We start from the raw sequence: 26,776 nt of genomic DNA on the forward strand, positions 1-26,776 counted from the left end.
ATGGCCGGGGACCAAAGCGCCGCTCCGGACAGTCTGTCCCATTTGCTGGCCCGCCGGATCGTGATGGACGGGCCGATCAGCGTCGGCACCTTCATGGCGGAGGCGCTGGGCCATCCGCGCTTCGGCTACTACATGCGGCGCGACCCGTTCGGCAAGGGCGGCGATTTCACCACCGCGCCGGAGATCAGCCAGATGTTCGGGGAGCTGGTCGGGCTCTGGTGCGTCGATACATGGGCTCGGCTCGGCGGCCCCGGCCCCTTCCATCTGGTGGAGCTGGGTCCCGGCCGCGGCACGCTGATGGCCGACGTGCTGCGGGCGGCGGCGGTGCTGCCGCTGTTCCGCGACAACGCCACCGTCCATCTGGTGGAAACCAGCCCGCACCTGCGCGAGCGTCAGCGCCAGACGCTGCAGCCGATCCTGGGCGACTCCATCCAATGGCACGACCGGCTGGAGGATGTGCCGGACGGCCCGACCATCCTGATCGCCAATGAGTTCTTCGACGCCCTGCCGATCCGTCAGGTGCAGAAGACCGGCCATGGCTGGTTCGAGCGGCTGGTCGACATCGACCCCGACGGCACGGAAGGCGAGCCGCGCTTCCGTTTCGTGCTGGAGGCCTTCGGCAGCTCCGGCAGCCGGCTGGTGCCGGACTCGCTCCGCGACGCGCCCGACGGCAGCGTGGTCGAGGTCTCCCCCGCATCGCAGGCGGTGGCGCGCGTGATCGGCGCCCGGCTGGCCGCGGCCCCCGGCGCGGCGCTGGTGATCGACTATGGCTATGTCCAGGGTCCAGCGGTCGGCGACACGCTGCAGGCGATGCGCCGCCATGCCTATGCCCCCGTGCTGGAGGCGCCGGGCGAGGCCGACCTGACCGCCCATGTCGATTTCGCCGGCATCGCCGCCGCGGCGCGGGAGGCCGGCGCCCAGCCCTTCGGCCCGGTGGAGCAGGGGGAATGGCTGACCCGGCTGGGCATCCGCCAGCGGGCGTCGGCCCTGTCGGCCAAGGCCAGCCCGGCCCAGGCGCAGGACATCCGCGGCGCGCTGGACCGCTTGATCGATCCGGCGCAAATGGGCAGGCTGTTCAAGCTGGTCGCGCTTGCCACGCCCGGAGCCTTCGCCGACGCCACCCCGCCGGCGGGCTTCTGACCAATAAGTGCCGAAACCGGTTAGAGACACCGCACCGTAACCGCCACCGGAACAATCCGGGCGGACGGTGCATCGCGGCCCCCTGCCCTGTTGGGCATGAGAGAGGCCACAGAACAGGGAAGGACGGCGTTCGTGATCACACTCGGCGCGCTGAACGACATCACACATATCCGCCACGCCTTTTTCACCCGCACCGGCGGGGTATCCACCGGGCTCTACGCCTCGCTGAACTGCGGGCTGGGCTCCAACGACTCGAGTGCAGCCGTGCATGAGAACCGCGCCCGCGCCGCGGCGCGCATGGAGGTGGAGCCCGGCAATCTCGTCACCTGCTACCAGGTCCACAGCCCGACCTGCGTGGTGGTGGAGGAGCCGTGGACGCCCGAGACGGCGCCGAAGGCCGACGCCATGGCGACCCGGCAGTCGGGGATCGCGCTGGGCATCCTGACCGCCGACTGCGCGCCCGTGCTGTTCGCCGACAGCAAGGCGCGGGTGATCGGGGCCGCCCATGCCGGCTGGAAAGGCGCCAAGGCAGGCGTCATCGAGGCGACCGTCGCCCGCATGGTGGAACTGGGCGCCAAGCCGAACCGGATCGTTGCCTGCATCGGTCCCTGCATCGCCCAGCGCTCCTACGAGGTCGGGCCGGAGTTCCCCGCCCCGTTCGAGGAGGAGGACCCGCGCAACCGCGACTATTTCGCCCCGGCCCGCAAGCCCGGCCATTTCCTGTTCGATCTGGCCGCCTACGTCACGCGCCGGCTGGGCGACTCCGGCGTCACGGTGATCCAGCGCTGCCCCAACGACACGGTGGCGGAGGAGGACCGCTTCTTCAGCTATCGCCGCTCCTGCCTTCGGGGCGAATCGGATTACGGCCGCGGCCTTTCGGCCATCGTCCTGCAGACCTGAACCAGCCCGAACGGGCAACGGTGTGGGCCACGGTCATGCCGCCCGCGCAGGGCGGCATTCCCAATGGGGAAAGACCACACCGTCATGGAACGTTTACATGGGCCCGGCCCTTTGTTATGGTCCGCCCCGTTTTCAAGGGGCGGCGGCGTGCAAGCGTCCAACGTGCCTTGAGCCGTATCCCTGCAAAGAGAGCCGACCCCGATGAAGGTGCTTGCCGGCAACAGCAACCGTCCGCTGGCCGAGGCGATCTCCACCTGTCTCGGCGTGCCGCTGACGAAAGCGAGCGTACGCCGTTTCTCCGACATGGAGGTGTTCGTCGAGATCCTGGAGAACGTGCGCGGCGAGGACGTGTTCGTCGTCCAGTCGACCTCGGCTCCGGCCAACGACAACCTGATGGAACTGCTGGTAACGATCGATGCGCTTCGGCGCGGGTCGGCCCGGCGCATCACGGCGGTCATTCCCTACTACGGCTACGCCCGGCAGGATCGCAAGACCGGCCCGCGCACGCCGATCTCGGCCAAGCTGGTCGCCAACCTGATCACCCAGGCCGGCGCCAACCGCGTGCTGACGATGGACCTGCATGCGGGTCAGATCCAGGGCTTCTTCGACATCCCCACCGACAACCTGATGGCCGCCCCGGTCTTCGAGAAGGACATCCGTCAGTCCTTCGAGAATATCGGCGAAGTCACCATCGTGTCGCCGGACGTCGGCGGCGTGGTGCGCGCCCGCGCGCTGGCCAAGCGCCTGGACGCCGATCTGGCCATCATCGACAAGCGGCGCGAGCGCGCCGGCGTGTCGGAGGTGATGAACATCATCGGTGACGCCAACGGCCGCCGCTGCATCCTGATCGACGACATCGTCGACTCGGGCGGCACGCTGTGCAACGCCGCGGTCGCGCTGATGGAAGCCGGCGCCAAGTCGGTCCACGCCTTCTGCACCCACGGCGTCCTGTCCGGCGGTGCGGTCGCCCGCGTCGCCGTGTCGCCTCTGGAGCAGTTGGTCACCACCGACAGCATCCAGGCGACCGAAGCGGTGCGCGTGTCGCGCAACATCCGCCAGTTGACCATCGCCCCGCTGCTCGCCGAAGCGATCATGCGCATCAGCGAAGAGCGGTCGGTGTCGAGCCTGTTCTCCTAAGAGCGACAGCTTCACAGAAAAGGCCCTTTCCCATCGGGAGAGGGCCTTTTCTGTTGCGTGCAATTCGCCTTCACCCCTCCCCCAGCCCATGGAAATCGTTCGCCGTCACCTGCCCGCCGGTGGCGGCGGCGATCCGGGCCATCACGGCGGGACGGGGGACGCGGCGGCCGTGGCGGTAGCGGTTGACCGTGGCCTGGCTCGTCCCGATCAGGGCGGCAAAGGCCTCTTCCTTGGTTGCGGTCCGGGTGAGCCAGTCGTCGAGCGTCATACCGCAATGGTTTAGACCAGGCCGGCTTCTGCGCGCAACTGGCTTTATGCCGCAGTTATGGACTTTCCAAAGCCAATTTGGTATGAACGGCCCATGACCACCATGCGCGAACTGCGGCAGGCCGCCGGGCTGAGCCAGGAGAAGCTGGCCGAACTGGCGGGCACCTCCCAGCCCCAGATCAACAAGCTGGAGACCGGCCAGCGCAAGATGACCGTCGATTGGGCAGTCAAGCTCGCCCGTCCGCTGGGGGTGGAGCCGGCGCTCCTGCTCGGCCTCGATGTGCCGGCGGTTACCCCAGCGACGCCCCGCCCCGCCCGCCCGGCGCTTGCCCCGCTGCTCCGCACGGCACCGGCTCCGCAGGCGCAGGCCGCCGCCTCGATGCCGGTGCGGGCGGCGGCGCGTGGCGGGGTGGACCAGGAAATGTTCCTGGAGGACGGCCCCATCGACTGGATCGCCCGGCCCGACTACCTGAAGAACGCCCGCGATCCTTACGCCATGTATGTGGTCGGCGACTCGATGATGCCGCGCTTCCGCCCGGCCCAGCTTCTGCACGTCAACCCGCACAAGCCGCCGGCACCAGGGTCCGGCGTGGTGGTGGTCAAGCGCAACAAGGCGGTGCTGGTAAAGGAGTTCGTGCGCCGCGGCACCGATGCGGTGATCCTGCGTGAATACCGTCCGGCCGACCGCGAGTTCGCCGTGGCGCTGGAGGACCTCGACACCCTGCACACCGTGGTCGGCCTGCAGGAGCCCTGACGCCTATACCGCTTCGGTATCGGCTTTCGTTAGCCAAAATAGTCCATTTTGGACTATTCCTTGTTCAGCGGATCGCCGGACAGTCCGGTGCATCGCATCCGAGCAAGGAGACACGGCCATGCCCCAGCCCTATCCCCGCTTCCACCCCGGCCCGTCGGCCGGTCGGCTCGACAGCTTCAGCGAGCGCGGCGCCCGCGAACTGGCCCGCCGCATCCGCACCGCCTGGGCCAACATCGGCTGGGACGTGGAGGTGCGGGTGGAACGCATCGCCAGCGAGGAGCTGGGCGACGGCCGCAGCATCGCCCATTTCATCGTTCGTAGCGACCTGATCAACGGCCTGCCGCAACGACGTCTGGAAGGGGTGGCGGCACGGGCGCTGCCGCGCGCCGCCTGACGCTGATCACTTCAGCCGCTCGTCCAGCTCCACCTGATAGCCGACGGCAAGGCGGTTGGTCTCGTTGGCCATGCCCACCACCGCCATCAGCTCGCCGAACTGCGCGTCGGTCATGCCCAGCCGGCGCGCCGCCGCCTCGTGCGAGCGGATGCAGTACTGGCAGTTGTTGGTGACGCTGACCGCGACGAAGATCATTTCCTTGACCAGCGGGTCCAGCGCGCCGGGGGCCATCACCTCCTTCAGGCTGTCCCAGGTCCGCGCCAGGGTCGGCGGGTGGTGGGCGATCATCTTCCAGAAATTGTTCACGTCCGGAACGTTGCGCGTCGTCTTGATGTCGTCGTAGACGGCGCGGACTTCCGGTGTGGCATCGGCCTGTTCGATGAGGGGGAGCGGCATGGCGGCGGAGCCTCCTGTGTGGGACGGGTGACTTGCGATAAGGCCGGACATCGTGTCGCAAGGCAACCGCCGCTCTATGCCTTTCCCCGATCCATCGGCCACATTGACCAATGCTTGTCCCCCTGGTAGTAGAGACTTGCAACAGATCGCGCAAACGTTCGGACGATAATCCGGCCGCAAGCGGCGGCACCGCAAGACTTCCATAAGACACGAAAACCATTCGTGCAGCGTTCCCATGCGGCCCGGTCCCGGCATTCGCCCGATCCGGCCCGACTGCCCGGAGGAACAGCGTGGAGAGCACGGCCCTAGAAGCCCTGTCACCGCCCCGCCAGGGCGGGGTTCCCGTCACGAACCGCACCGGTTCCGGCGGTCTGGATCCGGGCGCCACCGCCGAAGGGCTGCGCCTTCTCTCCCATCTGCATGCCGAAGAGCCGACTCCCGCCCTGCTGGAGGCGCTGCGCAACGCCCCGGTCGCCCGCGGCCCCCTGGCGCTAGACCGCGACGACGCCCTGCAGGCCGCCGCCCTGGTCGACGAGGTGGTGAGTGACCTGCCGGAGCGGATCACCCGCCGCAGCCTCACCCCGCTGTCTGCCGATTTCGCCGCCATCCACCGGAGCGGCGAGCTGCGCGCCTGCCCGACCGAAGGCTCCTGGCTGGACGAGGAGTTGCGGGCCGATGCCGCCGCCTCCCTGTCCCGCTGGCGGAGCGGCCTGGAGGCGGAGTTGCGGCGCTCGCCGCTCGACCGGCTGCCGGACGACCATGTCGCCGCGGAACTGGCGTTGCTGGCGGCACTGCTCGACCGCGACCGCATGATCGATGCGGTCCGCTTTCTCGACCGTCATCCGCTGCGCTGGGTTCCCGATTTCTGCAGCCGGGTCGCCACCCGCTGCCGGGAGCCTTTCTTCGCCGGGATCGCCATCCTGACCAATGCGCTGCTCGACGATCTGCGGGACCGGCTCGGCGAAGCCTGCGGACTGCCGCGGCCGGCCGAGGATGGATCCGATGTCCGCCGACGCCGCCGCTGGACCGAAGGCCGCTTTCCCCGCGCCTGCACCTGCGACCCGTGACGCATCCGGCCGCGCCCTGCCGTAAAGTCAGAGTTGCCCGGCCTCAAATGCTTGGGCCATGGTGACCGGGGCGGGCTTCGCTCTACCGGTGCGGGTCGGCACGGTCCATCTCCTTGGCAATGGTTGGTGATGCCCTTTCGCAGCTTCGACAGTCGGACCGACCGCAGGGGATCCTTGCGCCTCCTGCGCCTCCTCCTGGCGGTGTCGGTCGCCCTGCCGCTGGTGCTGTTCGTCGGCATCGGCTGGCGCGAGCGGTGGGAGGCCCAGGAAGAAGCCGAACGGAACAGCCGCAAGAACGCACTGATCCTGCACGAGCATGTGCTGAAGGTGTTCGACACCATGGCCCAGGTGCTGGACCGGGTGGACGAGCGCATCCACGGGCGCAGCTGGCGCGAGATCACCGAGTCGGAGTCGCTGCACCGTTATCTGCGGACGCTGGAAGGCGAACTGGACCAGATCGGCGCCATCGGGCTGACCGATCCGGACGGGATCGTGCGCAATTCCAGCCTCGTCTTCCCGTCGCGCAAGACCTATGTCGGCAATCGGGCGGATTTCCGGGAACAGCGGGAACAGGATTCCGGTCTGCTCATCGCCGGTCCGGTCGCCGATCCCGCCACCGGCAAGCCCAGCTTCGGCATCAGCCGGCGCCGCAGCGGTCCCGGCGGTCCCGACGGCAATTTCGACGGGATGATCGCCGCCATCGTCAATCCCGATTACTTCTCCAGCTTCTACCGGCAGGTCATCGGCGACGAGGGGGAGTCCATCGCGCTGATCCGCAAGGACGGCGCGATCCTGATGCGCTACCCCACCCTGGACCCGTCACGGCCGACGGCGGCACTGCCCACCCTACCCGCCGACCACGGGCTGCGCGCCGAGATCGACAGGCAGCCGGACGAAGGGATCTTCCGCACCGGGCGCAGCCATGTGCAGGGACTGTCGCGCGTGTTCGCCTACAAGCGCGTCGGCGATTTCCCGGTCTATGTCGTCTACGGGCTGGACCAGACGCAGATCGCCCGCTCCTGGTGGCGGAACATGGCGCTGGATGCCGCCTTCGTTGCTCCGGCGACGCTGGCGCTGGCGCTGATCGCCTGGCTGGCCTACAGCCGCGCCGCCTCCGAAAATGCCGCGGTCCGGCGCTGGGCGGACGAGGTGCGCAACCGCGAACGGCTGGAGGAGGCGCTGCGCCAAAGCCAGAAGATGGAGGCGCTGGGCCAGTTGACCGGCGGCGTGGCGCACGACTTCAACAACCTGCTGACCGCGGCGCTCGCCAACCTGCATCTGATGGCCCGCCATCTGCCGGCCGAGGGCCAGCGTTTCCTGGCCGGGGCGCGGACCGCGCTGGATCGGGCGGAGAAGCTGACCCGGCAACTGCTTTCCTTCTCGCGCCAGGACGCCGTCAACCTGACGGTGATCGATCTGGGCGAAAGCCTGCGCCGGATGGCCGACCTGCTGGAGCGGTCGGTCCGCGCCGACATCGTCCTGGGCTGGGACATCGCCGCGGTGCCGATGCCTGTCGCCGTCGATCCGGTGCAATTGGAAATGGCGGTCCTGAACCTCGTGCTGAACGCCCGCGACGCCATGCCCGGCGGCGGACGCATCCGCATCGCGGCATCCCCCGGGCCGGAGCCGCGCACCGCCCGCATCGCGGTTTCCGACACCGGGGCCGGCATGCCGCCGGAGGTGATGGCCCGCGCCTTCGATCCCTTCTTCACCACCAAGGGCGTCGGCAAGGGGACCGGGCTCGGGCTGTCGATGGTCTACGGCTTCGCCCGACAGTCGGGCGGCATCGCCGCCATCGACAGCCGGCCCGGCGACGGCACCTGCGTCCGCATCGACCTGCCGCTGACCGACCTGCGGCCGGCCGAACCGCCTCCAGCCCCGGCCGCTGCGGCGGCGGACCTGCGCCAGTTGCGCATCCTGGTGGTGGAGGACAATCCGCTGGTGCTGATGGCGACGGTCGAGGGGCTGACCCAGGAGGGCTTCACGGTGGAGACCGCGGAAGACGGGGTGTCGGCCTTGACCCTGCTGGAGACCGACCAGAATTTCGATCTGGTGGTGTCGGACGTCGTGATGCCGGGCGGCGTCTCCGGCATCGACCTTGCCCGCCAAATCCGCGAGCGCTGGCCGCAGTTGCGCGTGCTGCTGGCGTCCGGCTACAGCCCGGAGTCGCTGGCCACCATGGGCGCCGACACCGCGTCCGTTCTGGCGAAGCCCTTCAGCCCCGACCAGTTGGCGGCCCGCATCCGATCGCTGGTGCAGGCGGGAGCGGGTGCCGGATCGGCGCGGCCCGAGGGGATCACGCCCCAGGGAACTACGCCCAAGGGAGTCACGTAAGCGCGCTGACGAACATCGGCGTCCACATCGCCATGCACCAGACGAGACCAAGGCACAGGCCGCGGGTCAGATCGTCGAAGGTCGGCTGCTCCAGACGGTTCAGCTTCCACATCGCATTCAGTTCCCCCGGCGTCGGCGTCCGCCCGGAAGAATCGGCATCGGGACCGGCTGCGCGGTGATCGGTCGGTTCACGGCTTGCGGCTGCGCGCCGTTCAGGGTCGCGTGACAGCATGGCTGGGCCTCGCATCGATAGCGGAATGCCCAACAAGTTTGTGGCCATTGCCGCTGTCGGCCACCCTCTCTTCCGTCAGCCATCGAATTTTGTCGACATACGAAAAAAGGCCGCCACCCGCTGGACGGATGGGGCCTTTTCGCCAAGCTACCGGCCTGTTCGGCCGGAAGCGGTCACTTGCCGGGGCGGATCACCGGGGTGAGCTGGTCGCCCCAGTTGCCGGCCTCGTTGTGATAGCGGGCGGTGCGCATCAGTTCCACCGTCACGCCGGCCTCGACCGCCTTGACGACGGCGTCATTCAGGCGATGCAGGTTGTTGGCGACGATGCGGATGGCGCTTTCCTGCTCCGGAGTCAGCTCCGAGCGGTCGTCCGGCGGCGCGTCCTTGAATCCCGACATGCGTTGTTCCTTCCCCTGGATTGGGACCGCCCCGGCGGGACCGGCTGCGGTCCAGAACTTGGTCATGATCCTGCCCGGCTTCGGATGCCGGTTTCCATCATGTACCACATTGTGTGCGCCGCGACAAAGTTCCCGACGCGCCAAGCGCTTGCGACCATTGGCCTCTTGCAACCGGCGAACCGCTTTCCGTCGCAGTTCGCCGGGGCGTCGTACCGCCGGGCGGCCCACCGGTTTTTTCTTTCGGTTCACAGAAACAAAACTTCAGACTCATAACAGAAACTTGGATTAACTCGATAGTTGACGTCTTTCGATTTCAATGCCTAGATTTCGACACAAACTTGATTTTCCAAAACGGAGCTTATCTTGAAGAACGTCGCCGCCAAGGCCCTGCTGGTTGCGTCCTCGCTGTTCCTGCTGCACGGCACGGCGTTCGCCGGAAAGCAGGATTTCAGCATCGTCAACAAGACCGGCTATCCGCTGAAGCACATCTACGTCTCGGAGAACAACAACAACAGCTGGGATGAAGACATCCTCGGCCGCGATGTCCTGGACGACGGCGAGGAATTCGAGGTCGCCTTCGACAAGGCCGAGAATGTCTGCAAGTGGGACATGAAGGTCGTCTATGACGACGGCGAATCCGCGGTGTGGCAGGGCCTGAACCTCTGCCAGATCACCAAGCTGACGCTGAAGTGGAACAAGAACACCGGCGTCACCTCCGCCAAGACCGAGTAAACGCGTCAGCGGAAATTGTCGGTGCTGCGGTTCATCAGATGGATGAAGACGTCTTCCAGCGTCGGTTCCGTCGCGGTGATCCGCAGCGCCGGCTGTCCAGTCCCCGGCTGTGGAGTCCAAGGTGCGAGCGCCCGGTCCAGCGCCGCGGCGTCGGTGCCGCTGACATGCAGGCGGCTGCCGAAGACCGCGACCATCTCCACTCCCGGCTGCCCTTCCAGCGCCGCGGCGATGCGGTGCAGGCCGTTGCCTGAGACCAGACGGGTGTGCAGGCCCGATTCGGCGATGACCTGATCGACAGTACCGGAGGTCATCAGCGTCCCATAGGCGATGTAGGCGATGCGATGGCAGCGCTCCGCCTCGTCCATGTAGTGGGTGCTGACCAGCACGGTCAGCCCTTCCCCGGCCAGCCGGTGGATCTCGTCCCAGAATTCCCGCCGCGCCTTGGGATCGACGCCCGCCGTCGGCTCGTCCAGCAGCAGAAGCTTCGGTTCGTGCAGGATGCAGGCGGCCAGTGCCAGACGCTGTTTCCAGCCGCCCGACAGTTCCCCGGCCAACTGCGTGCGGCGGTTGGACAGCCCCAGCCGGTCCAGCGCTTCCACCACCCGGCGGCGCCGGTCGGGCAGACCGTACATCCGGGCGACGAAATCCAGATTCTCGGCGATGCTCAGATCCTCCCAGAAGCTGAACTTCTGGGTCATGTAGCCGACCTGCCGCTTGATCGCCGCACTCTGCCGCCGGATGTCGAGGCCGAGACAGGTGCCCTCCCCCGCGTCAGGGGTCAGCAGGCCGCACAGCAGGCGGATCGTCGTGGTCTTCCCCGACCCGTTGGGACCGAGGAAACCGTAGATCTCCCCGGTCTCCACCCGGATCGACACATCGTCGACCACGGTCTTGCTGCCGAAGCGCTTGACCAGCCCGCGCACGTCGATGGCGGGAGTGCCGCCCGGCGTCACTGCACTGCCCCCGTCGCCTGGGCATCGACTGGCCAGACATCGACCGGCAACCCCGGATTCAGCGGCCGGTCCGGTACTGCCTCCACCCGGAAGACCAGCTTCTCGCGGCTGCCGACGCTGTAAATCACCGGCGGCGTGTATTCGGCCTGGGAGGCGACCCGCGTCACCCGCGCCGACAGGCCGGGCGGGCAGCCGTCGCAGCGCACCGACAGGGCTCCCCCCGACGCCACGCCCGCCATGGCGGTTTCCGGGACGAACAGCACCAGCTTCACCCGCTCCGGCGGCAGCAGCGACACCACCGGGGAGCCGGCCGGCACCCATTCGCCTGGATTGTAGAGCGTGTCCTCCACCAGCGCCGCCGCCGGAGCGACGGGCGCCAGATCGGCGAGCCTGCGCTCCGCCTGGGCCAAAGCCGCGTCCGCCTGGGTCACCGCCTCGTCGGCCGCCCGCAGCTGGTCCGGACGGGCGGGCAGCGCCGCGACCGCCAGCTGCGCCTCCGCCTCCGCCACCTGGCCGCGGTCGCGGTCATAGGCGGCAAGGGCCTGATCGAGCTTGTCGGGGGAGGAGACCTTGCGGGCGACCAGTTCCCGCTGGCGGACCAGTTCGGCGGTGGAAAAGCGCAGAGCCGCTTCCGCCCGCGCCTTCTGTGCGGCCAGCACCGCCACCTCCTGCGGTCGTTTGCCGGTGGCGAGGTCGGCGCGTTGTGCCCGCGCCTGGGCCAGCGCCGCGGCCAGCCGGTCGCGCTCTGCCGTTGCGGTAGCACGGTCGATGGCGAACAGCGGCGCCCCGGCCGCCACCTGCGTGCCGCGGGCGACCGACAGACTCTCCAGCATGCCGGCGCTGGGCGCGGCGATGCGCAGATACTCCCCCTCCACATAGCCATGGGCGAGCGGCGGCGGCCCGCCGGCCGCGAAGGGAAGACCGGCCGCCAGCGCCAGCGCGGCCAGCCCGTCGAGGATGGTCCCGAGAAAGCCGCTCATGGCGCGCCCTCCCCTGCCCCGTCTCCCGTATCGCGCAGCAGCACCCGGCGCAGATTGTCGATGTGGATTTCCATCAGCGCCGTCACGTCCAGCGGCGGCTCGCCATCGACGCCGTCGAAGGAGGTCCGCCACACGGCGCTCATCAGCAGCGGCGCCACAATCAGGCGCACCGTGGGATCGACCTCCACGGGGCGGAATTCGCCGCTGTCGATTCCCCGCCGCAGCAAGGCGGCCAGCACACCGAAGCCGCGGCGGATCACCTCGCGGTGGTAGAAGGCGGCAAGCTCCGGAAAATTGCCGGCCTCGGCGATCACCAGCCGCGGGATGACCGCCATGCGGGTCGTCGCGATCAGCCGCGCCACCATGCGCAGAAGCCGCTCCAGCACCGGAAAGCACGCTCCGCCGGCCGCGGCGACCAACGCCTCGGCCTGTTGCAGGTTGGGCAGGATGGCAGCGCGGATCACCGCCTTGAACAGCTCGTCCTTGCTGGGAAAGTAGAGATAGAGCGTGCCCTTGCTGACGCCGGCGCGGGCCGCCACCTCCTCCAGCCTCGCGGCAGCGAAACCGCGTTCGGCGAAGACATCCATCGCGGCGGCGACGATCTCCTGCGGGCGAGCCTCCTTGCGGCGGCGCCAGCGCGGCGGGTCGCCGGAAGGGACAGGACCCGAGTCGGGATCGGAGTTGGGACCGGATTGGCGGGAGGGCATGGCTCGCCCCTTTTTATAACTGACCAGTCAGTAATTAACACGACTTGGTCCTTCCACCAATGGCTAAGGTCATTGTGCGGCGCAGCAGAATCTATGCAAAAGGTCTTGCCTTTCCGCGAACAGTCACGGACACTTTCCACCGGCTGGTCGCGTACGAACAGGGTCGCGGCCATCCCCGGCCCGGATGGCGGGCTTCAAAACAGGGCATGAACGGCGTGGCCGGACCAACGGTCGCCGCGGTTTTCGGGAGGTACGGATCAAGGCGCCGACGCCGGGACCCGATGCATTGCGATGCCTGGACGACATTGTCCGGCATATGCCCGGGCCCCCTGCCGAGCAAGGGGATCGATCATGCCGAGTGCTGCCCAGTCCGCGTCATCCTCCAGCCTGGAGTTGTTGACGATCTACGAGGTCAGCAAGATCCTCGGGTCGTCGCTCGATCTGGAACAGACCCTGCGCGAAGTGCTGCGCGCCCTGTCCTATCAACTGCAGATGCACCGCGGCCGGGTCTATCTCCAGGGCGAGGACGGCGCTTTGCGGCTCGTCGCCGCGCAGGGGCTGCCGAAGGACTCGCCGGCGCAGGAGATCGACTACAACCAGGGCGAAGGCATCAGCGGCCGCATCCTGAAGACCGGCATGCCGGCCGTCGTTCCCAACCTGGCGGAAGAGCCGCTGTTCAACAACCGCTCCGGCGGGCGCGACGATCTGGACGAACAGGTGGCCTCGCTGGTCGGCGTGCCGATCAAGGCCGCCGGCACCGTCATCGGCGTGCTGACCATCGACCGCATTTCCGACGATGGCCCCTGCGGCCATTTCGGCTCCGATGTCCGTTTCCTGACCATGGTCGCCAACCTGATCGGCCAGACCGTGCGCCTGCACCGGACGGTGGCCGAGGAGCGGCGCTTCATGATGCGCGAGACCTTCCGCGTCCAGAAGGAACTGCGGCCGGTGGTGGCGCCGGTCAACGACGTGGTCTGCACCAGCCCGAACATGGTCGACGTGCTGGCCCAGGTGCACCGGGTGGCGCCCTTCAAGTCGACCGTGCTGATCCGCGGCGAGAGCGGCACCGGCAAGGAGCTGATCGCGCGGGCCATCCACAACCTGTCGCCGCGCAAGGACGCCCCCTTCATCCGCGTCAACTGCGCCGCCCTGCCCGAATCGCTTCTGGAGTCTGAGCTGTTCGGCCACGAGAAGGGCTCCTTCACCGGCGCGCAGAAGGACCACAAGGGCCGATTCGAGCTGGCGTCGGGCGGCACGCTGTTCCTCGACGAGATCGGCGACATCTCCTCCAACTTTCAGGCCAAGCTGCTGCGCGTGCTGCAGGAGCAGGAGTTCGAGCGGGTCGGCGGGTCGAAGACGATCAAGACCGACGTGCGGCTGATCTGCGCCACCAACCTGAACCTGGAGGAGGCGGTCGGCCACGGCAAGTTCCGCGCCGATTTGTATTTCCGCATCAACGTGGTGACGATCCACCTGCCGCCGCTGCGCGAACGGCGCGGCGACATCGCCACGCTGGCCAAGCATTTCGTCGCCAAGTTCGGCCGTGACAACGGCCTGAACCTGGACATCGCCGCCGAAGCGCTGGAGGTGCTGAACCGCTGCACCTGGCCCGGCAACGTGCGCGAGTTGGAAAACTGCATCGAGCGCGCGGCGACCCAGTGCCGCAACGGCACCATCCGGGTGCCCGACCTGTCCTGCAGCATGAATCTCTGCAACTCGTCGGTGCTGTTCCAGTACCGCACCATGGGCGCCGCCGTCGGCGGGCTGGCACCGTCGATGAGCGGAACCGCCACCAATCCGGCGGCCGGCAGTCCGGGGATGGTCAATCCGGCGCAAGGACGGGCTCAGCCGGCCCCGATGAACGGCGCCGCCATGCCGCCGGCCGTGCCGGCCCCCGCCAATGGCGCCCCCAACGGTGCGCAGTGGCCGGCCTGCGCGTCCGGCTGTGGGGCCGGGCCGATGCCGGTCTGCGGCGCCTCCAAGCCGCTGCCGCCCTCGGCCATCGTTCCCCTGCCCACTCCCCAGCCGGCGGCATCCACCCCCGCCACCCCCTCCGCCCCGGCCCCGCAGCCGACAGCCGCCGGCCCCGACCTGCCGTTGGACGAGCCCGAGTCGGGGCCCTTGCGCGACCGCCTGGTCTGGGCGATGGAACGGACGGGCTGGGTCCAGGCCAAGGCCGCCCGCCTGCTGGGCATGACGACGCGGCAGGTGAGCTACGCCCTGCGCAAGTACAACATCGAGATCAAGAGGTTCTAAGAATCGGGCGAAGCTCCCTCACCGTCACACTTCGCTGCGATTTCGTGCTACCCTGACGGGCCTTCGGTTCGATGGCGCGTTCCCCGTTCGAACGGATTTCCGTCTTGCCTTCGCTTGAGAAGCCCCTTGCCCTGCTGTTCGTCGACATCGCCGACAGCACGATGTTGTACGAGCGGATCGGCAACGCCACCGCCGCGGCACTGACACAGCGGGTGCTGGCCCATCTGCGCCGGCTGGTGGAGGAGCAACGCGGCGGCGTCATCAAGAGTCTGGGCGACGGGCTGCTCGCCGCCTTTCCGGTATGCGACGACAGCGCCCGCGCCGCCTGCGCGATGATGGGCATCCAGGACCAGCACGGGATGCGGTTGCGCATCGGCATCCATTTCGGCGCGGTGATCGAAGGGGTGGGCGACCTGTACGGCGACGCCTGCAACGTGGCCGCAAGGGTGCAGCAGATCGCCCGGCCGGGCGAGATCCTGGCGACCCAGGCGCTGGTCGACGGCCTGTCGCCGGACCTGCGGGGCCGGACCAAGCCGCTGAGCAACGTCGCGATGAAGGGCAAGGCCGCGCCGATCCGCGTCCACCAGATCCGCACCGACGACGACGGCGACGACGCCATCGAAAGCACGACGCTGGGCTTCTCCCTGGTGCCGGAGGCCAGCCGCAGCATGGTGACGCTGCACCTCTCCTACCGTGGGCAGGACATCACGATGAGCAGCGCCCTGCCCCGCGTCACCATCGGTCGGGAGGACAGCAGCGGCCTGCGCATCGCCTCGCGCCAGACCTCGCGCCAGCATGCGGTGATCGACTTCACCCGCGAAAGCTTCCTGCTGACCGACCATTCCACCAACGGCACCTACATCCGCAGCGGCGGGTCGCCGCCGGTGGTGCTGCGCCGCGATTCGACCAAGCTGGTCGGCAGCGGCCTGATCGGCTTCGGGGCGGAGGCGCTTGACGAGAGCCAGGACCATGTCGTCGCCTTCCGCGGCGAACTGGCCTGACCGGTTTGTCGGTACCCCGACAAAGCCCCTCGCCACACCCGCCATTGTCGCAATGACGACAGCGTCCGCGACGCCGACAATTCCCAGCAAGCCTCTGTAATTCCTGCATTCCGGCCTCTGGCCCCGAACTTGCTTTTCTCCACTTCGTCCAACGGTGTCGTCCGGCACGGCAGGGAAGGAGTGGATGATGAGCAACGTGGTTTCGCTCGACAGCATCTTCGGGCTCGGGGAACTGGCCCCGCCCGCGACGATGCCGGCAGCACCCGAGGCGGCGTCCGGCTGTTCGTCGTCGTCCTGCGGATCATCAGAAGGTCCGGCCGACATGGACCCGGCAGTGTGGGAGAAGGTGAAGAACCACCCCTGCTATTCGGAAGAGGCACATCACTATTTCGCCCGCATGCATGTCGCGGTCGCTCCCGCCTGCAACATCCAGTGCAACTACTGCAACCGCAAATACGATTGCTCGAACGAGAGCCGGCCGGGCGTGGTCTCCGAAAAGCTGACCCCCGATCAGGCGATCAAGAAGATCCTCGCCGTCGCCCAGGAAATTCCGCAGCTGTCGGTGATCGGCATCGCCGGCCCCGGCGACAGTCTGGCGGCGAACGGCAGGAACACCTTCGCCACCTTTGAAATGCTGCAGAAGAAGGCGCCGGACCTGAAGCTGTGCCTGTCGACCAACGGTCTGGCCCTGCCCGACCATGTGGACAGCATCGCGCAATACAACATCGACCACGTCACCATCACCATCAACATGGTCGATCCCGAGGTCGGCGCGCAGATCTACCCGTGGATCTTCCACAAACACAAGCGCTGGACCGGGCTGGACGCCGCCAAGATCCTGCACGAACAGCAGATGCTCGGGCTGGAGTTGCTGACCTCGCGCGGCATCCTGGTGAAGGTGAACTCGGTCATGATCCCGGGGATCAACGACGAACACCTGCTGGAGGTGAACAAGGCGGTGAAGCGCCGCGGCGCCTTCCTGCACAACATCATGCCGCTGATCTCCGACCCCGCCCACGGCACCTGGTTCGGCCTGAACGGCCAGCGCGGGCCCACCGCGCAGGAGCTGAAGGTTGTGCAGGACGCCTGCGAGGGCGGCGCCAAGCTGATGCGCCACTGTCGCCAGTGCCGCGCCGATGCCGTCGGCCTGCTGGGCGAGGACCGTGGCGAGGAGTTCACCGCCGAGAAGATCGAGGCGATGGGCGCCATCGACTATGACGACGAGGCCCGCCGCAGCTACCGCGACCATGTCGAGGCCGAGCGCGCCGGCCGTCATGCCTCAAAGGCCGCGGCGCAGGCCGACGTGCGGGAGAGCATCGGCACCAGTGTCGACCCGATCCTGATCGCCGTCGCCACCAAGGGCGGCGAGCGCATCAACGAACATTTCGGCCACGCCAAGGAATTCCAGATCTACGAGGTCGGCCCGAACGGCGCCAAGTTCGTCGGCCACCGCCGCGTCGACCAGTATTGCGAGGGCGGCTCCGGCGACGTCGACACGCTGGACGGCGTTCTGGCAGCCATCAACGACTGCACGGCGGTGTTCGCCGCCAAGATCGGCGGCTGCCCCTCCAAGTCGCTGGCCGATGCCGGGATCGAGCCGGTCGACCGCTTCGCCTTCGACTACATCGAGGAATCGGCGCTGGCCTACTTCAAGGACTACGCCGAGCGGCTCGGCCAGGGCGCCGTCCAGTCCCGCGCCGGCCAGGACGCGGTGATCCGCACCGGGGCGCTGACCGCGCGACGCGCCTGACACCTCCCTTTTCCCCCTTCCACAGCCATCCCATCACCGAAGGAGAGAGCCATGGCCTACAAGATCAAGTCCGCCGAATGCACCGTCTGCGGCGCCTGCGAGGCCGAGTGCCCGAACGTCGCCATCAGCCTGAAGAAGGGCACCTACGTCATCGATCCGGCGAAGTGCACCGAATGCCAGGGCCAGTTCGACAGCCCGCAATGCGCCGCCGTCTGCCCGGCCGACTGCTGCGTCCCGGCGTGATGTGAATGCCCCTCTTCCCTGGGGGAGAGGGGGAACCCCAGGAGCACCGCGCCATGCTGGACGAGGTGGATGAGGACTGGCTCGCCCGCCGCTACTACGGCGGGGGTCTTCCGCCCGAGGCGGAACGCTGCCTGCATCTGGCCGCCGCCAGCTATGCCGACAGCGCGGCGGCGCTCGCCCATCTCGCCCGCGCGGCGGAGGTCGCCCCCGGCCATCGCCTTGTCGATCTCGGTCATTACAAGTTCCACTTCTACAAGGCCAATCTCGATCAGGCGCTGGTCTATGGTGAGCGCATGATTGGTCACGCCATGGCCGCGCTCGGCGTCAACCACACCGACTGGCGCGGCGTCACCCCGGCCACCGCCGATTTCCGGGGCCTGGAGCCGGTGCCCCGCCTGTTCCTGTTCGCCCTGGTCGCCATCGGCTACCTGCTGCTGCGCACCGGCCGGCTCGATGCCGGACGGGAGGCTCTGGCCAAGGTCTGCGACCTCGACCCCGACGACCGCTTCGGCGCCGCCCGGCTGATCGCCGTCGCTGACCAGCATGAGCTTGAGGAGGCCGGCGCATGAGCGACGACATCCTCGACTCCCTGGACTGGCGCGGCGAACCGGTGGACTGCACCGCCTGCACCCACCGCGACCGCCGCCTCGACCCGGAGATCACCGCCCTCCCGGTGGGCGGCACGCTGGCCGGCCACTGCCTGCCGCTGAAGGCCTGCGTGCAGGACCGCTATGCCAAGCGCATCCAGCGCTTCTTCGAATGGAACCCGGACCTCGCCGCCGGCCATCTCGACCATCCCTATTTCGAAGTGCGGGCGAACGCCGCGCGCTTCGCCCCGATCTTCCAGCTTCCCCGCCTGATGAACGACCCGGACGAGACGGTGCGCTCCGTCCTGGCCCGCCGGCTGCCGCGCCGGCTGTTGCTGAAGCTGCGCGACGACCCGGACCGCGAAGTGCGGATCGCCGTCGCCGCCCGGTTGGAGGATGCCGACCTCGCCCCGCTGATGCGCGACCCCGACTGTTCGGTGCGGTTGCGCGTGGTGCGGCGGATCCCCGACGGCATGCTGCCGGCGATGATGCATGACGAGGACCCGGAGGTGCGGGTGGAGGTCGCCCGCCGCCTTGCCATGGACTGGCTGCCCAGCCTCGCCTGGGACGACAGCCCGCGGGTCCGGCTGGTGGTGGCGCAGCGGCTGCCGACGTCGAAGCTGCACGTCCTGCTCCAGGATGCCGACTGGATGGTCCGCCTCGCCGTCGCCGGGCGGATCGACGCCGGACAGCTGGGATCCCTGCTCGACGACCCGGAGGAGGAGGTGCGCGCCATCGCCCGCCAGCGCGCCGCCGGCCTCGCGATCGCCAACGACCTTCCGCCCCTGTAGCGGCCCCTCAACCGACGGAGCGCAGCCCGATGACAGAGACAGCCGCCCAAACCACCACCCCGTATCGCCGCGAACGCGCCCGCAGCGCCGAGGACGCCAACGAGCTGGTCGGTCCGCCGGTGCTGGAACAGGGCTTCAAGGTCAAGGCGCTGCGCGACGTGCGCAACGACGGCACCTATCCCGGCCGGCCGGTCGGCGACTTCCTGATCCGCGAGGGCGATGTCGGCTACGTCATCTCCCTCGGGACCTACCTGCAGATGTATTACATCTATGCCGTTGATTTCTATGAAAAACGGGTCGTCGTCGGCATGCGTGCGCGCGAGCTGGAGGTGATCGACGCCCACCGCAACGACCCCCAATAACCCCGTCCAAGACCCCGGTCCCCACCCGATAAGGAGCCTCGCGATGTCCGACGTCGAAGCCGCCGCCAAGCCCGGTTTCATCCCGCCGCGCGAACCGCTGTACGACTGGGGCCTGCGGGTCACGGTGCAGGAGGACCTGTTCAACGACGGCAGCCACCCGCAGGTGCCGGACGGTGCGCTGCTGGCGCCGAAGGGCACGCCGGGCGTGATCGTCCGCGTCGGCCGCACCGAGGAAGGCAGCCTGCCGGTCTATCTGGTGGAGTTCCCCGGCGGCACCGTCGTCGGCTGCCTGGAGGAGGAGATCGTCCCGGCAGACGGGTCGCGGCGCGGCGTTCCCGGTGTCATGTGATGGGGGGTGATGTGATGACCATCTACCTCGACAACAACGCCACCACCGCCCTTGCGCCCGAAGTGCGCGAGGCGATGCTGCCGCACCTGTTCGGGGAGTTCGCCAACCCGTCCAGCCCGCATTCCGCCGGCATGGCCGCCCGCCGCGCGGTCAGCGAGGCCAAGGCACAGGTCGCCGCCTTGATCGGCGCCAAGCCGGCCGATCTGGTGATGACCGGCAGTGCCACCGAGGCGACGCACGCAGCCATCCTGGGCGCGCTCCGCGTCATCGAGGAGACCGACCACCGCCGCGACCACATCGTCACCACCGCGGTGGAGCATCCGGCGGCGCTCGCCCTGTTCGACGACCTGCGCCAACGCGGCTGGCGCGTCACCATCCTGCCGGTGAACCGCGACGGCCTGCCCTCGCTGGTCGATCTCGCCGCCGTGGTGACGGAGGCGACGGCGCTGGTCTCCATGATGTGGGCCAACAACGAGACCGGCGTGCTGATGCCGGTGGAAGGCGCGTCGGCCATCGCCCACGCCCATGGCGCGCTGTTCCACAGCGATGCGGTGCAGGCGGCCGGCCGGGTGCCGGTCGATTGCGGCATCGCCGATTACCTGACGCTGTCCGCCCACAAGATGCACGGGCCGAAGGGCATCGGTGCGCTCTATGTCCGTAAGGGCGCGCCCTTCCACGCGCTGATCCACGGCCATCAGGAACGCCGTCGCCGCGGCGGGACGGAGAATGTGCCGGGCATCGTCGGCTTCGGCGCCGCCGCCTCGCTGGCCTCCCTCTGGCTCGACGAGGCTGATTTGATCGCCTTCCTGCGCGACCGGCTGGAGCAGGGCATCCTCGCCCGCTGGCCCGGTGCCGTGGTGAATGGCGCCGGGGCCGCCCGGCTGCCCAACACCAGCAACATCCGCTTCGCCGACGGCCATGGGCATCCGATGGATGCGGAGGAGTTGCTGATGCGGCTCGATCGCACCGGCATCGCCGTGTCGATGGGCGCCGCCTGCTCCTCCGGCGGCAACGAGCCGAGCCATGTGCTGACCGCCATGGGGTTGAGCGGCAGCCAGGCCGCCGCCAGCCTGCGCTTTTCGCTGAGCCGCTACACCACCGCGGCGGAGGTGGACGCCGTCCTGTCGGAACTGCCGGCGCTGCATGCCCGGCTGATCGCCGCTTAACACGAAATACAATTAGAATAACAGGATGGAGTGTCCACGATGAAGGTGATGATCCGCAAGGCGTCAGAGCAATACACGATCTACGTCGCCAAGAAGGATCTGGAGGAATCCATCGTCGAGATGGAAAAGCCGGGCCTGTGGGGCGGCTGGATCAAGGTCGCCAACGGCTGGACGCTGGATTTGCCGGAGATGCCGGACGACACCCGCCTGCCGATCACTGTCGAAGCCAAGAAACGCGGAACGGAGTGACGCCCATGGCCCTGTCTCCCGAGCGCATCGACAGCATCGCCACGCTGGCCGGCCGGCTGTTCGCCGGGGGCGGCAAGCTCGACGCCGTGGTCCGCGGCGTGCGCGAGGCCAACCCGGAGTTGAAGACCGTCACCGGCGCCATGGCCGCGGTGATGGCGGAGGACCCCTTCCGGGAAGAGGCGGGATTCGACCTGCATCTGGTGGACGGCAACAACCACTGCTGGCTCATCACCGACAAGCCGGAGCTTGCCACCGGCGTCGTGATCGCCCAACGGGACGAGGACGAGTGAATGAGCGAGGCCGCCGCAGCCCTTCCACTTCTCTCCCCCGCCGATGATGAGGATGTGGACGACTATATCCCGCTGACCGATCCGGACATCTCCGGTGCGGAGGTCGAGATGCTCGGCCGCCTGCTGTCCTCTGGGGCCTTGAGCGACGGGCGGATGGTGCGGGCGTTCGAGGATGCCTTCGCCGCCTATGTCGGCCGTGATCATGCGGTGGCGGTGTCCAGCGGGACGATGGCCACGCTGCTGATGCTGAAGGGCTATGGCATCGGCGAAGGCGACGAGGTGCTGTGCAGCCCCTTCGGCTGGCATCAGGTCCAGCATGCGGTGGCGCTGTCCGGCGCCACGCCGGTGCTGGTCGACATCGATTACTGGCAGCACACCATCAACCCGGAAAAGGCGGCGGCTCTGGTCACGCCGAAGACCAAGGCGATCCTGGCCGGCAACGTCAACGGCCACCCCGCCCATTGGGACGAGCTGCGCGCGCTGGCTGATGCCAAGAACCTGATCCTGCTGGAGGATTCGACCGAAGCCATCGGTTCCACCTACAAGGGTCAGATGGTCGGCACCTTCGGCGACGCCGCGGTCTTCAACTTTTCCGAACCCGGCATCCTGCTGGCGGGCGAAGGCGGCATGATCGTCACCGACGACCGCGACCTCGCTCACCGGCTGCGCTACATGCGCCGGCGCGAGACGGAGCACCGCAACACCGTTGTCATCACCCGCACCCTGCCTTGGCAGGCGGGGATGAGCGACCTGAACGCCGCGCTGGCTCTGGTCCAGTTGAAGCGCCTGCCGGAGATCCTGACCCGCCGCAATCTGGTGATCGCCTATTACGACGCAGCGATGGCGAGCTTCGAGGGGATCAAGCCGCCCTATCGCGGGCCGGGGGCGGAGGTGGTCAACCCGATGGTCTATTGCGTCCATCTCGGCACCCGCTTCAGCGCGTCGGGGCGCCGGTCGATCATCGAGGATTTGGACACCCACGACATCGACGCCAGCGACTTCGGCCAGCCGCTGCACACCCAGCAATACTACATCGAAGCGCTGGGCGAAGACCGCGCCGGCCGCGGCGCCTGCCCCGTCTGCACCAAGACGGCCGACCGCGTGCTGGCCCTGCCGCTGCACCGCAAGATCACCCGCGATCAGGTCGCCTTCATCGTGGAAACGCTGAAGGACGCCAGCATCAACACCGGTGCCGGCGCCGCGATCTATCTGTGAAGTCCAAGAGGGAAGAGGCATCCATGACCGTCACCACGCTTGCAACCGATTCCGACTCCGTCACGGTTCCGGACGCCGCGGCGGCGCTGGCCGATATCGCCGTGGCGCTGGCGGCGCGGCAGGTGGTGCCCTACCTCGGCCCCGGCGCCTTCGCCCTGCTGCCGCCCGACCAATGCCCGATCCCGCGCAATTCGGCGGAGCTGGTGCAGCGCCTGAACGCCAAGGTCGCTGCCCCCGGCCGCATCCGCTCCAACCTGACCGCGGTCGCCCAGTTCATCGAAACGCGCAAGCACCGCAAGACGCTGGAGACCATCCTCAACGAGATCTTCCGGCAGACCGTACCGGTGCCCCCGGTCCATGCCCTGCTGGCTGCCATTCCGGCCCCGCCGCTGCTGGTCGACGTCTGGTACGACAACGTTTTGGACAGCCTGCTGAGTGCGGCGGCCGACCGGACCTGGGGCCAGATCCAAGGGGTGTCACACCCCCAATCGACCGGCGAATGGGTGCGCTACTACGCCCCCGACGGCGCCGAGACGACGACCGATGCGGCGGCCGGCTGGGACACCGTGCTTTACAAGCCGTCGGGCGCGGTGACGCCGGCCGGCAACTACCTGATCTCCGACAGCGACTATGTCGAGATCCTGACGGAGATCGACATCCAGACCCCGATCCCCGCCGTCGTGAAGGACCGCCGCGCCGGGCGGCACTTCCTGTTCCTCGGCTGCCGCTTCGACCACGAGATCCAGCGCACCTTCGCCCGACAGATCGCCAAACGCTCCTCCGACAGCCATTGGGCGGTGATCCCCGGCGAACTGTCGAAGAACGAGGTGCGCTTCCTGGCTCTGCATGGGATCAAGCGGGTCGATATGACGCTGGAGGAGGCGGTGGAGGGATTGCAGGCGCGGGTGTGAGGATTGGGAGGAGGCTTCGGCCGCTCCTACCCCCAAAGAAGCCGCACTGCAGCGCAACACACTCCCCCTCCGTCCGTTACAGTGCGAAACGGATGGAGCGTGCCGGAATGGTGACGAACAGCGGCCCCGCTTTGGCCGCAGCATTTGCGACCCTGCTGCTGACCGCATCGGCGGCCATATCGGCGGCGAACGCGCAGGAAACGACCCCTCCTCCCGGCGATGAGCCGGCGACCTCCGGCCCGGCCATCGGCTTCTGGATCGACAACGACCTGTTCGGCGGCGGGACCGACCGCTATTACACGAATGGATTCCAGTTCTATTACTTCTCCGGCGCGCGGCCGACCTACGGCAACATCGACTGGCTGGCCAATCTGGTGCCCTGGATCGAGCCGGGCGGGGTGCGGCGCTATGGCTTCGCCTTCGGCCAGAACATGTACACGCCCAGCAATCTGACCGCCCGCAACCCGGACCCGCGGGACCGGCCCTATGCCGGCTGGCTCTATGGCCGGCTGTCGGTGCTGAACGAGGCGCCGACGGCGGTGGACCGCTTCGACCTTGACCTCGGCATGGTCGGCCCGGCCTCGCTGGCGGAACAGACGCAGAAGACGGTCCACAAGATCGTCAACGGCGCCACCTACCCGGAAGGCTGGAATTATCAGCTGCGTGACGAGCCGGGCGTGGTGCTGAGCTATGAGCATGTCTGGCGCGACGAGAAGCCGAACAGCCTCGGCCCGGTGGAGTGGGACTTCAGCCCCCATGTCGCCGGCAGCCTGGGCAATGTCCTGACCTTCGCCGCGGTGGGGGCCACCGTCCGGCTGGGCGGCAACATGCCGCCGCCGGTGGGCGCACTGGTGAATCGCCCGACCTCCAGCATCCCCTACCAGGACAATCCCTATTCGGAGCGGCCGGGGCGCTTTTCCTGGTATGTCTACGCCAGCGCCGAAGGGCGGGCAGTGGCGCGCAACATCTTCCTGGACGGCAACACGTTCCGCGAAAGCCGGTCGGTCGCCAAGCATCCCTTCGTCGGCAGCATGCAGGCCGGCCTGACCCTGCGTTACGGCCGCTATGGCCTGACCTATGCCCAGACCCTGCAGACGCCGGAGTTCCGCGGCCAGAAATCGCTGACCAACTACGGCTCCCTGCGTCTGTCGGTCCAGTTCTGATACGGTCGAGCGGAAGTCCCGACATGCGCACGACCGTAAGGGCCGCGACTGCGGCCCCGCAGGCACATGCCTGTGAAGGGAAGCGACCGGACGGTCGCGCCCGCCGACTGAGGGCGAACATAAAGCCTGACGTGTCAGGCCTTATGTTCGATGATATCAGAGGAAGGGCAGCGGCAGGATCAGGGTGAAGCCGTCCGCCGCCATCAGAACCCCGGCCGCAGCCAGCGCGCGGCTGGTCCACAGGATGAAGCCCTTGTTGGTGATGGCGAAGACCGACGCCAACACGATGGCGAGCTGCAGCATGCCCTCGGCGAAGTCAAAATAGGGGTCCTGGGCCGCGGCATGGTCGCGCCGCAGCTCCGCCGCCTTCGCCTTGCCCAGCAGGTCCTTGCGGCTGTTCTTGCCCTCGTCGGCCTCCATCCGTTCGGCCGACTGGCGGTATTCGGCGGAGCGCTGCAGCGCCTTGGCCTGCGCCTCGGCCGGCATGCCGGCGGACAGCAGTTCGATCTCGTCGGCGGCAAGCCGCAGACTGATCTGGCGCTGGGTCTTGGCCTGATAATAGGCGAAGCTGTCCGACGCATCGATGGCGCTGGCCATCAGCTCCTTACCGGCGTTGGAACCGGCAACGCTGACGATGGCGAGCACCGCGGCCAGGACCGAAATGTAGATGGCGGTGGAGGTCTTCACCCCATGCCCGCCCTCTTCCCTGTCTTCCGAATGGTGCCGTCCGGCGGCACGGCGCTTGGCCTCCTCCCGCTCATGCGTTTCGTCGATCAGGTCCTTCACTTCGGCTGCTTCCATCGTCCCTCTGCCCTTCGTCGGAGACCCGCCGATCGGCGGATGACGAAAGAGGTAGCGAAACACTCGACGCGAGAAAAGCCCCGCTTGCGCTCTTGCGGCCCGGACCACGCGATGTCACCGCCGCACACACCTTAGTCAGCGAGCGTGGTAGCGCACCCGAATGTCCCGCAAGCCAACATTCGCCCCTTTCATGGGCGGCCGGTTCGGGCTATGTCAGGGGGCATGAACCAGTTCGCACGTCTGGCGATCGAGGCCGGCCCGCTCGCCGCCTTCTTCGTTGCCAATTCGCAGGCCGGCATCATGACCGGCACCGCAGTCTTCATGGTCGCCATCACCATCGCGGTGGCGGTGTCCTGGCGGCTGGAACGCCGCATCCCGATCATGCCGGTGGTCGGCGCCGGATTCGTGCTGCTGTTCGGCGGCCTGACGCTGTGGCTGCAGGACGACCTGTTCATCAAGATCAAGCCGACCCTGGTCAATCTGCTGTTCGCCATCGTCCTGTTCGTCGCCCATGCGATGCGGCGCAATGTGATGAAGCGCCTGCTCGGCACGGTGCTTAGTCTGTCGGACGACGGCTGGCGCACGCTGGGCATCCGCTGGGCCTGGTTCTTCCTGCTGCTGGCGGTGCTGAACGAGGTGGTGTGGCGCAACTTCACCACCGACATGTGGGTCAACTTCAAGGTGTTCGGCATCATGCCGCTGACCTTGCTGTTCAGCGCCTTCCAGGCGCCGCTGATCATGCGCCACCAACTGCCGGAGGAACCGGCGGAAAGCGGCCCGGCGGCCTGAGGGGCGTCCTTTATCACGGCGCTCCCGACGGCCGCCTCTTGTGCGGCGCGGAAGGGGCACTCACATTGGTGGCGACCGCGACGACGTCCGCTCCGACCGAATTTCAGAGGTATTGATCGATGGGCAGTTTCAGCATCTGGCACTGGTTGATCGTTCTGGTCATCGTGCTTCTCCTGTTCGGCGCCGGCAAGCTGCCCAACGTGATGGGCGACATCGCCAAGGGCGTGAAGGCCTTCAAGGCCGGCCTGAAGGACGAGGACGAGGCCAATCCCCCCGCGGCGACCACCGCCCAGGCCCCTCCCGCCGCGATCAACCCGGCCCCCGCCCAGCCGGCCCAGCCCGCGGCCGCTCAGCCTGTCGCGCCCCAGCCGGCCCCCACGCAGCCGGTCCAGACTCAGCCCGCCGATCCGGCCAAGCCGCACCAGGGCTGACGTCCCTTCTTTCGTGCCGCCCACCCGCCGG

General features: G+C 68.1%; 32 protein-coding genes. 24 read left to right on the top strand and 8 right to left on the bottom strand.

Going from position 1 to position 26,776, the window contains the following annotated elements:
• The 3 genes from M5E06_RS08970 to M5E06_RS08980 all read left to right on the top strand — a co-directional run bounded on the left by M5E06_RS08970 (window position 1) and on the right by M5E06_RS08980 (window position 3,177).
• A complete protein-coding gene (locus M5E06_RS08970; protein ID WP_252137898.1) occupies window positions 1-1,140 on the top strand; it encodes a class I SAM-dependent methyltransferase in 1,140 nt (379 codons plus the stop codon).
• Between the two features lie 132 nt (window positions 1,141-1,272).
• Window positions 1,273-2,040: a peptidoglycan editing factor PgeF gene (gene pgeF / locus M5E06_RS08975; RefSeq protein WP_109152294.1), complete on the top strand. Its 768-nt coding sequence runs from the start codon at window positions 1,273-1,275 to the stop codon at window positions 2,038-2,040.
• Window positions 2,041-2,241: 201 nt separating this feature from the next.
• Window positions 2,242-3,177, top strand: a complete 936-nt coding sequence (locus tag M5E06_RS08980; protein ID WP_085090015.1) for a ribose-phosphate pyrophosphokinase — start codon at window positions 2,242-2,244, stop codon at window positions 3,175-3,177.
• Window positions 3,178-3,247: 70 nt separating this feature from the next.
• Here M5E06_RS08980 and M5E06_RS08985 read toward each other — a convergent pair whose 3' ends face one another.
• Complete coding sequence (locus tag M5E06_RS08985; RefSeq protein WP_085090016.1) at window positions 3,248-3,445, bottom strand: helix-turn-helix domain-containing protein; 198 nt, start codon at window positions 3,443-3,445, stop codon at window positions 3,248-3,250.
• Between the two features lie 93 nt (window positions 3,446-3,538).
• Between M5E06_RS08985 and M5E06_RS08990 the strand changes: the two genes are divergently transcribed.
• Window positions 3,539-4,198 (top strand): XRE family transcriptional regulator, encoded by a 660-nt coding sequence (locus M5E06_RS08990; RefSeq protein ID WP_252137899.1) that lies wholly within the window; start codon window positions 3,539-3,541, stop codon window positions 4,196-4,198.
• Between the two features lie 118 nt (window positions 4,199-4,316).
• Complete coding sequence (locus M5E06_RS08995; protein WP_252137900.1) at window positions 4,317-4,592, top strand: hypothetical protein; 276 nt, start codon at window positions 4,317-4,319, stop codon at window positions 4,590-4,592.
• A gap of 6 nt (window positions 4,593-4,598) precedes the next feature.
• On the opposite strand, the gene M5E06_RS09000 is transcribed toward M5E06_RS08995, so the two are convergent.
• Window positions 4,599-4,988, bottom strand: a complete 390-nt coding sequence (locus tag M5E06_RS09000) for a carboxymuconolactone decarboxylase family protein (protein ID WP_252137901.1) — start codon at window positions 4,986-4,988, stop codon at window positions 4,599-4,601.
• A 290-nt stretch (window positions 4,989-5,278) separates the two neighbouring features.
• On the opposite strand from M5E06_RS09000, the gene M5E06_RS09005 reads away from it, so the two are divergent.
• Both M5E06_RS09005 and M5E06_RS09010 read left to right on the top strand, forming a co-directional pair.
• Entirely contained in the window at window positions 5,279-6,055 is a 777-nt protein-coding gene (locus M5E06_RS09005) for a TorD/DmsD family molecular chaperone (RefSeq protein ID WP_252137902.1), read from the top strand.
• Between the two features lie 174 nt (window positions 6,056-6,229).
• Window positions 6,230-8,389: a hybrid sensor histidine kinase/response regulator family protein gene (locus M5E06_RS09010; protein ID WP_252137903.1), complete on the top strand. Its 2,160-nt coding sequence runs from the start codon at window positions 6,230-6,232 to the stop codon at window positions 8,387-8,389.
• Here M5E06_RS09010 and M5E06_RS09015 read toward each other — a convergent pair.
• Together M5E06_RS09015 and M5E06_RS09020 are read right to left on the bottom strand one after the other, a co-directional pair.
• Window positions 8,382-8,621, bottom strand: a complete 240-nt coding sequence (locus M5E06_RS09015; RefSeq protein ID WP_252137904.1) for a hypothetical protein — start codon at window positions 8,619-8,621, stop codon at window positions 8,382-8,384. The genes M5E06_RS09010 and M5E06_RS09015 overlap by 8 nt on opposite strands.
• A 173-nt stretch (window positions 8,622-8,794) precedes the next feature.
• On the bottom strand, window positions 8,795-9,019 hold the full coding sequence (locus tag M5E06_RS09020) for an SMc00767 family acetate metabolism repressor (RefSeq protein WP_085090721.1): 225 nt from the start codon (window positions 9,017-9,019) through the stop codon (window positions 8,795-8,797).
• A 363-nt stretch (window positions 9,020-9,382) separates the two neighbouring features.
• Here M5E06_RS09020 and M5E06_RS09025 point away from each other — a divergent pair, with 363 nt between their 5' ends.
• A complete protein-coding gene (locus tag M5E06_RS09025; RefSeq protein ID WP_109152288.1) occupies window positions 9,383-9,751 on the top strand; it encodes a hypothetical protein in 369 nt (122 codons plus the stop codon).
• Window positions 9,752-9,756: 5 nt separating this feature from the next.
• Here M5E06_RS09025 and M5E06_RS09030 read toward each other — a convergent pair whose 3' ends face one another.
• From M5E06_RS09030 to M5E06_RS09040, 3 genes are read right to left on the bottom strand one after another with little or no spacing between them, the layout of a single operon-like run.
• Window positions 9,757-10,704, bottom strand: a complete 948-nt coding sequence (locus tag M5E06_RS09030; RefSeq protein ID WP_252137905.1) for an ABC transporter ATP-binding protein — start codon at window positions 10,702-10,704, stop codon at window positions 9,757-9,759.
• Window positions 10,701-11,684: an HlyD family secretion protein gene (locus M5E06_RS09035; protein WP_252137906.1), complete on the bottom strand. Its 984-nt coding sequence runs from the start codon at window positions 11,682-11,684 to the stop codon at window positions 10,701-10,703. The genes M5E06_RS09030 and M5E06_RS09035 overlap by 4 nt, the downstream gene beginning before the upstream one ends.
• Window positions 11,681-12,391 carry a TetR/AcrR family transcriptional regulator gene (locus M5E06_RS09040; RefSeq protein ID WP_252137907.1) on the bottom strand — a complete coding sequence of 237 codons (711 nt, stop codon included), beginning with the start codon at window positions 12,389-12,391 and terminating at the stop codon, window positions 11,681-11,683. The genes M5E06_RS09035 and M5E06_RS09040 overlap by 4 nt, the downstream gene beginning before the upstream one ends.
• 351 nt (window positions 12,392-12,742) lie before the next feature.
• On the opposite strand from M5E06_RS09040, the gene nifA reads away from it, so the two are divergent.
• From nifA to M5E06_RS09110, 14 genes are all read left to right on the top strand, one after another.
• Window positions 12,743-14,647, top strand: a complete 1,905-nt coding sequence (gene nifA / locus M5E06_RS09045) for a nif-specific transcriptional activator NifA (protein ID WP_252137908.1) — start codon at window positions 12,743-12,745, stop codon at window positions 14,645-14,647.
• Window positions 14,648-14,751: 104 nt separating this feature from the next.
• Window positions 14,752-15,648, top strand: coding sequence for an adenylate/guanylate cyclase domain-containing protein (locus tag M5E06_RS09050; protein WP_252137909.1), 897 nt, complete (start codon window positions 14,752-14,754; stop codon window positions 15,646-15,648).
• Window positions 15,649-15,832: 184 nt separating this feature from the next.
• Window positions 15,833-17,398, top strand: coding sequence for a nitrogenase cofactor biosynthesis protein NifB (nifB, locus tag M5E06_RS09055; RefSeq protein WP_502801966.1), 1,566 nt, complete (start codon window positions 15,833-15,835; stop codon window positions 17,396-17,398).
• A gap of 51 nt (window positions 17,399-17,449) precedes the next feature.
• Window positions 17,450-17,641, top strand: coding sequence for a 4Fe-4S dicluster domain-containing protein (locus M5E06_RS09060; RefSeq protein WP_085090027.1), 192 nt, complete (start codon window positions 17,450-17,452; stop codon window positions 17,639-17,641).
• Between the two features lie 53 nt (window positions 17,642-17,694).
• On the top strand, window positions 17,695-18,210 hold the full coding sequence (locus M5E06_RS09065; protein WP_252137910.1) for a hypothetical protein: 516 nt from the start codon (window positions 17,695-17,697) through the stop codon (window positions 18,208-18,210).
• Window positions 18,207-19,019: a 4Fe4S-binding leucine-rich repeat protein gene (locus tag M5E06_RS09070; RefSeq protein WP_252137911.1), complete on the top strand. Its 813-nt coding sequence runs from the start codon at window positions 18,207-18,209 to the stop codon at window positions 19,017-19,019. Before M5E06_RS09065 ends, M5E06_RS09070 begins: the two co-directional genes overlap by 4 nt.
• A gap of 29 nt (window positions 19,020-19,048) precedes the next feature.
• Entirely contained in the window at window positions 19,049-19,381 is a 333-nt protein-coding gene (locus M5E06_RS09075; RefSeq protein WP_252137912.1) for a nitrogen fixation protein NifZ, read from the top strand.
• Between the two features lie 43 nt (window positions 19,382-19,424).
• Window positions 19,425-19,730 carry a nitrogen fixation protein NifZ gene (locus M5E06_RS09080; RefSeq protein WP_063635114.1) on the top strand — a complete coding sequence of 102 codons (306 nt, stop codon included), beginning with the start codon at window positions 19,425-19,427 and terminating at the stop codon, window positions 19,728-19,730.
• Between the two features lie 14 nt (window positions 19,731-19,744).
• Complete coding sequence (locus M5E06_RS09085; protein WP_252137913.1) at window positions 19,745-20,896, top strand: cysteine desulfurase family protein; 1,152 nt, start codon at window positions 19,745-19,747, stop codon at window positions 20,894-20,896.
• Window positions 20,897-20,935: 39 nt separating this feature from the next.
• A complete protein-coding gene (gene nifT / locus M5E06_RS09090) occupies window positions 20,936-21,145 on the top strand; it encodes a putative nitrogen fixation protein NifT (RefSeq protein WP_252137914.1) in 210 nt (69 codons plus the stop codon).
• 5 nt (window positions 21,146-21,150) lie between these two features.
• Entirely contained in the window at window positions 21,151-21,435 is a 285-nt protein-coding gene (locus tag M5E06_RS09095; protein ID WP_252137915.1) for a hypothetical protein, read from the top strand.
• Window positions 21,436-22,650, top strand: coding sequence for a DegT/DnrJ/EryC1/StrS family aminotransferase (locus tag M5E06_RS09100; RefSeq protein WP_252137916.1), 1,215 nt, complete (start codon window positions 21,436-21,438; stop codon window positions 22,648-22,650).
• 23 nt (window positions 22,651-22,673) lie between these two features.
• The gene (locus tag M5E06_RS09105) at window positions 22,674-23,561 is read left to right on the top strand and encodes an SIR2 family protein (protein ID WP_252137917.1); all 888 of its coding nucleotides are present in this window, start codon (window positions 22,674-22,676) and stop codon (window positions 23,559-23,561) included.
• A 107-nt stretch (window positions 23,562-23,668) separates the two neighbouring features.
• Window positions 23,669-24,724 carry a lipid A deacylase LpxR family protein gene (locus M5E06_RS09110; protein ID WP_252137918.1) on the top strand — a complete coding sequence of 352 codons (1,056 nt, stop codon included), beginning with the start codon at window positions 23,669-23,671 and terminating at the stop codon, window positions 24,722-24,724.
• 156 nt (window positions 24,725-24,880) lie between these two features.
• On the opposite strand, the gene M5E06_RS09115 is transcribed toward M5E06_RS09110, so the two are convergent.
• The gene (locus M5E06_RS09115; protein ID WP_252137919.1) at window positions 24,881-25,525 is read right to left on the bottom strand and encodes a DUF4337 domain-containing protein; all 645 of its coding nucleotides are present in this window, start codon (window positions 25,523-25,525) and stop codon (window positions 24,881-24,883) included.
• Between the two features lie 222 nt (window positions 25,526-25,747).
• On the opposite strand from M5E06_RS09115, the gene M5E06_RS09120 reads away from it, so the two are divergent.
• Window positions 25,748-26,314, top strand: coding sequence for a septation protein A (locus M5E06_RS09120; RefSeq protein ID WP_109154513.1), 567 nt, complete (start codon window positions 25,748-25,750; stop codon window positions 26,312-26,314).
• Between the two features lie 119 nt (window positions 26,315-26,433).
• The gene (locus tag M5E06_RS09125) at window positions 26,434-26,745 is read left to right on the top strand and encodes a twin-arginine translocase TatA/TatE family subunit (protein ID WP_252137920.1); all 312 of its coding nucleotides are present in this window, start codon (window positions 26,434-26,436) and stop codon (window positions 26,743-26,745) included.
• The last annotated feature ends 31 nt before the right edge of the window (window positions 26,746-26,776 follow it).

The sequence above is a fragment of the Azospirillum sp. A1-3 genome (assembly GCF_023806445.1).
Taxonomy (GTDB): Bacteria; Pseudomonadota; Alphaproteobacteria; order Azospirillales; family Azospirillaceae; genus Azospirillum.